This is a genomic window from bacterium, assembly GCA_040755795.1.
Lineage (GTDB): Bacteria > UBA9089 > CG2-30-40-21 > CG2-30-40-21 > SBAY01 > JBFLXS01.
Genome location: JBFLXS010000286.1, coordinates 1 through 5,250, shown reverse-complemented (window position 1 = coordinate 5,250; position 5,250 = coordinate 1). Strand labels below are relative to the sequence as shown.

Here is a 5,250-nt window from a genome sequence, read left to right as displayed (position 1 = left end):
TCAACACGACACTAACTTTTTATGGACATTAATACAGGCATTAATAATCCTATCAGTTAACTCTTCTTTTCTCCACTTCTCCATCTTCTCCCTTTCTCCTTATTTTTATCCTACCTGAACCCTTACACCTAACCGCACAGGTCGAAAGATTTTTATTGACAGGAAAGCAAAAATAGTGTATCCTTAAGATGATGAAAAATGAGGGCTGGTTGAACCAGGGGCAATCAGGCTCTGGCAAAGGCGTTGAATAAATAGAAAGAGAGGTGGATTTATGACAATCACATACCTGAAAGACAATCTTATTGCTCAACTTGAAATGCTTCCGTATGACCTTCAACTGCGGGCACTTGATTTTGTGAAAGTTTTAATTCCTAAAGGTGTTAAAGGGAAAAATTTTCTACGATTTGAAGGTGCTATTCCTGCTGATGATTTAAATATAATGTCAAAAGCAATAGAGGAAAATTGTGAGAGGGTAGACATTAGTGAATGGTAGATTTCTTCTTGATACAAATATAATCATTGGTCTTTTTGCTAAAGAACCTGGAATTCATAACCGTATTATCAATGCTCAAGAAGTATTTATTCCATGCATTGCTATTGGAGAACTATATTTTGGTGCTTACAAATCTGTCAGAGTTATTGAAAACATTGCTCGCATAGATGAATTTGCACTCTGTAATACGATAGTTTCTTGTAATGCAGAAACAGCTAAGAGATATGGAGAGATAAAAAATCATTTAAAAGATAAAGGACAGCCAGTTCCAGAAAATGATATTTGGATTGCGGCGATTGCTCAACAATATAACTTTACTTTAGTTACTCAGGATTCTCATTTTACTGCCATAGATAATTTGATAATTGCGACATGGTAAAAACAAATTTAACTTTATGCTTTTTCTCATACAAAAAATAACCTTACCTTTACAGGTAGGATAATTTATAAATCAGGAAGTGCAAAAGTGAATATAAAAAACATCGGGATAATTAACATACTCCTGTTGTTTGTTCTTCTTAGTAAATGTGTGGAAGCGAATCCTCTAATTACAGAGGTATATTACGACCCGCCTGCTCCAGAAGAAGAATACGAATTTGTTGAACTATACAATCCGACTTCTTCTCCTATTAACCTTTCTAACTATAAACTCGCAGATGGCGAGGGAACATACCAATTTCCAACTGGAACAGTCCTTCCAGCCTACGGAACAATCACCATTGCTTCAAAAGCAAGTGGGTTTTGGACACTTTTTCTTAACAAAAATCCTGATTTTGAATATGCAACAGAGACAAATCTATTTGTGCCTAATATGGTTAAGAGAGGAGGTAGTTTTGCCTTATCAAATAATGGCGATGAGGTTATTCTTTCAGATGCATTTGACGCAGTGATAGATGTAGTCGTTTATGAAGCTGGTTCTTATACAGGCGTGATTTCACATTCAACAGGAACAACAGAAGGCAAATCTCTCCAACGCGAACCACCAGATAACGATAGGAATGATTGTAGTCAAGACTTTATTGCTGGTAGTCCGACGCCTACGACTTTAAGAAATATCATTATCTCGCCTACGGCTGGGACGGTAGGTAGTCTGGTAACTGTTTCAGGACAGGGCTTTTTTGCTACGGAAGAAATAATTATTGACTTTGGAACTACATCTACTATTACAACCACTACAACCAATGCAGATGGTTCTTTTTCTGTTACATTTACAGTTACTCTTCAGACAGGTTGTGGCAGTGTAACTGTAAATGCTAAAGGGCTAAATTCTGAGGCGAAGGCTACTACTATCTTTATTATACCTTTGTTTATCCAGCCTTATCTTCAGAATCCTGGCACAAGTAGTATGACAATTATGTGGTGGACAGAGACTTCTGAGTCTTCAAATCAGGTTGAGTATGGAACTGGATATAGCCAGATTGTTTCTGCTACAAATGAACTGTTTACTGTTACAGGAGAGGAAAGTCGGTATTTGCACATGGCAACTATTTCAGGGTTAGTGGCTGAAACCACTTACCCTTACCGTGTGCGCTCAGGTGGAGTTATTAGTAATACTTATACCTTTACTACCGCTGTCCTTCGTGATAGTAATTTCCGTGTTGCCATACTTGGTGATGGCAGAACAGATAATGATACAATTATCTCCAGGCATCGTGCTGTGACCAATCTGGCTCTTTCGCGTCAGCCAAACCTTACATTCCATAATGGGGATGAGGTCTGGGAAGGGTATGATATAGCGTGGGTTTGGCTTTACCGCCGAGTTTGCACTGCCTCGGATAGTGATGACCCAGGAAGTCGTTTAGCCAGTCTGATTCCTTATCATTTTACAGTTGGAAATCATGAAATATATGATGGTGGGTGGAGTGGCGGTATTGATACTTCCATGAAACGCTTCAAGGCATACTGCCACAACCCTCCTAACAATAGCAGCAATCCGCACTGGGAGGAACGATACTATCGAATTGACTATGGCTGTGCAGCATTTATTGTGCTGGATACAAACAATACCAGTAATGATACTCTTGACAATCACGATTATCTGGCTGATGACACTACTCCTGATTGGGAGCCAAACAGTGAGCAGTACAATTGGTTGATTTCGCAATTACAAGATGCTCAACAAAATTGTATTTTTACATTTATCCTGATGCATCCTGCACCGTATTCTCGTGGTGTACATGGTGCTCCAGATGAGCCGCAAAGTGGCTGGCATATTCGGGCACTTGACTCAGTCTTTCGACAGTATGGCGTGGATGCGGTGTTTTGTTCACACGACCACATCGTTGAACGCTGTCTGACAGGCCCCGCAGGGTTTGAAACCACAATGGACGATAAAGACCCGGCAAATCTTAATTATCTTGTTCAGGGCAATAGTGGTGAAGGAGCACGCTCACCACAAACCGGTTGGGAAACATGGATGGACATTACTGGAAACAATGGACCACCATATTATACTAAATATTTCTACGATTGGGTAAATACGGATTATCGCAGCTATACGGAGTTGGATATTCAAAAACTCAATCCTACTACATGGCAGGCTACTTTCCGCACTGTCCGAAGTGACGGTGCGATATTTGATGAATTTTCTTTTCAACGCACTACTCCAGAGCCACTACTTACCTTTTCTAAAAAAGTAACTCCTATGGGCACTATATCTTCTGGGGGAACTTTAACCTATACACTTAGTTATGAAAATATAGGGTCAGGGACGGCAACTAATCTCGTCTTGATAGATGGAATCCCTGATGGGACAACTTATATCTCTAATTCTGCTTATGGAGGAACAGGAAATATCTATTATTCACATGATGGTGGGTTAAATTATGATTCATCACAAACAGCACCCGTAACTCATATTAAATGGGAGATAGGAGATGTTGAGCCTAAAGGTAATGGGAATGTATACTTTGATGTAAGGGTTGAATAAAACAATCTGTGAAATCTGCGGAAAGGAAAGGATAAAGTAAAATGAGATATTATCAGAGTTGGAATTCATTAGAACAAAAAGCGATTGTTTGGTTAGAATTATGTGACCTATCAGCTAATTTAATGTTCGAAGGAATAAAATTAAATCTAAATGATGAGGTGTTAGCTAAAAAAGAATTTTGGAGACGACTAAATAATATAAGGCAAAAAAATCGGCTTATCACCCAACAGACTATGGCAAAGATAATATGATAATTACAAATATACTTTTAGATATCATCGCTAAGATATTGAAGATAACTCAAAACGAACAGATACCTATTATGTTTATGGGAGGACTGGCTATAAGTGTTTGGGCAGAACCACGAGCTACTTATGATATTGATGGAGTTATTGATATTGAAAGGAGTAATTTAGAAAATTTCCTTAAAGAACTTACTAAAGAAGGATTTATATACGATAAAAGTAATCCCATAAAACTTATTCAAAATTTACCATTTATTACACTAATTTATCCTATTGAGGAACAGGAGATTTATATTGACCTATTTCTGGCAAAAAGTAGGTATTCAAAAGAGGCTTTAGTTAGAAAACAGAATGTTAAAATTGGAAATCTAACTATTCCTGTAATAGCTCCAGAGGATACAATCCTCTATAAACTTTTAGCCGGTCGAACTCGGGATATAGAAGATATTCACCAGATACTTATAATCCAGAGAGGTAAACTTGATTTAAAATATATGATGAAATGGGCAGAGAAATTAGGGATTAAAACATTTTTGAATGATGAGGTAAAATCCGCAGAGGATACAGAGGATACAGATTATTAAATCTGCGGTAATCGTTCAGGTAGTCTTTTACCGCAGAGACACAGAGGAACAGAGAAGACATAGAAATAAAGTAACTATTCAGCCATTGATTAACACGGATTAGCACGGATAAAAAAATAAAATCAGTGTTTCATCTGTGTCCATCTGTGGCTGAATAATTACTCCATATAAAAACAGGGGGAAGATTTATGAGAACAATACAAATGACATTAGAGGACGATTTGGTTAAAGCTGTTGACAGAGTGGTAAGGGAACTTAAAACGACAAGATCAGCATTCACGCGAAACGCGCTACGGGAAGCTATCAATAATCTCACTCTCAGGCGATTAGAGAAAAAGCACCGAAGAGGATATGAAATTTCTCCTGTAAACAAAGACGAGTTCAGCGTGTGGGAAAGAGAACAGAATTGGGGGGACAAATGAAACGGGGAGATATCAGGTGGTACAAGTTCAAATCTCCCGATAAGAAACGTCCTGTTCTTATCCTAACAAGAAACTCTATTCTTGAATATCTGGGCGAGGTCACCATTGCACCGATAACATCAACTATCAGGGATATTCCAGGTGAAGTTTTTCTCACTGAAGACGATGGGATGAAGAAAGACTGTGCCATTAACTTCGACCACATCCAGACAGTATCAAAAGGAAAAATTGGATCACTTATTACAACACTCTCCCCAGAAAAGTTGGAACAAGTGCGAAGAGCAATACTATTTGCGCTCGACTTATAGAGACGAATCAGAATAGATAAAGATAACAAATCGTTGGAGTGGACGCGGTAAACCGCACCGCTCAGCTCAATCGTTAAGTATAACTCGATGTTCAAGTTTTTTAAAGGTATAAAGATTTAACCGCAAAGAGCGCAAAGGAAGGTTTCGCAAAGGACGCAAAGGAAGGAAAATAAGGTGGTGAACAACCTATTGCTTTGTTAAGTTTGCTTTGCTATGTTTAGAAAGTTATCGGTTATCAGGTTATCGGTGAAGAGAAAACAATGACCTGT

Annotated in this window: 7 protein-coding genes; all 7 read left to right on the top strand. The window is 38.3% G+C overall.

The features are described from left to right. Window positions 1–271 precede the first annotated feature (271 nt). The 7 genes from AB1414_14925 (at window position 272) to AB1414_14895 (ending at window position 4,981) form a co-directional block, all read left to right on the top strand. Window positions 272–493 carry a hypothetical protein gene (locus AB1414_14925; protein MEW6608715.1) on the top strand — a complete coding sequence of 74 codons (222 nt, stop codon included), beginning with the start codon at window positions 272–274 and terminating at the stop codon, window positions 491–493. Beyond that, window positions 483–872, top strand: coding sequence for a type II toxin-antitoxin system VapC family toxin (locus AB1414_14920; protein MEW6608714.1), 390 nt, complete (start codon window positions 483–485; stop codon window positions 870–872). Before AB1414_14925 ends, AB1414_14920 begins: the two co-directional genes overlap by 11 nt. An 87-nt stretch (window positions 873–959) precedes the next feature. Then, on the top strand, window positions 960–3,422 hold the full coding sequence (locus AB1414_14915) for a lamin tail domain-containing protein (GenBank protein ID MEW6608713.1): 2,463 nt from the start codon (window positions 960–962) through the stop codon (window positions 3,420–3,422). A 41-nt stretch (window positions 3,423–3,463) separates the two neighbouring features. Next, window positions 3,464–3,673, top strand: coding sequence for a hypothetical protein (locus tag AB1414_14910; protein MEW6608712.1), 210 nt, complete (start codon window positions 3,464–3,466; stop codon window positions 3,671–3,673). Further along, window positions 3,670–4,251 carry a nucleotidyl transferase AbiEii/AbiGii toxin family protein gene (locus AB1414_14905; GenBank protein MEW6608711.1) on the top strand — a complete coding sequence of 194 codons (582 nt, stop codon included), beginning with the start codon at window positions 3,670–3,672 and terminating at the stop codon, window positions 4,249–4,251. Before AB1414_14910 ends, AB1414_14905 begins: the two co-directional genes overlap by 4 nt. A 188-nt stretch (window positions 4,252–4,439) precedes the next feature. Continuing rightward, window positions 4,440–4,673: a ribbon-helix-helix domain-containing protein gene (locus tag AB1414_14900; GenBank protein MEW6608710.1), complete on the top strand. Its 234-nt coding sequence runs from the start codon at window positions 4,440–4,442 to the stop codon at window positions 4,671–4,673. Beyond that, window positions 4,670–4,981 (top strand): type II toxin-antitoxin system PemK/MazF family toxin, encoded by a 312-nt coding sequence (locus AB1414_14895; GenBank protein MEW6608709.1) that lies wholly within the window; start codon window positions 4,670–4,672, stop codon window positions 4,979–4,981. Before AB1414_14900 ends, AB1414_14895 begins: the two co-directional genes overlap by 4 nt. Window positions 4,982–5,250: the final 269 nt, after the last annotated feature.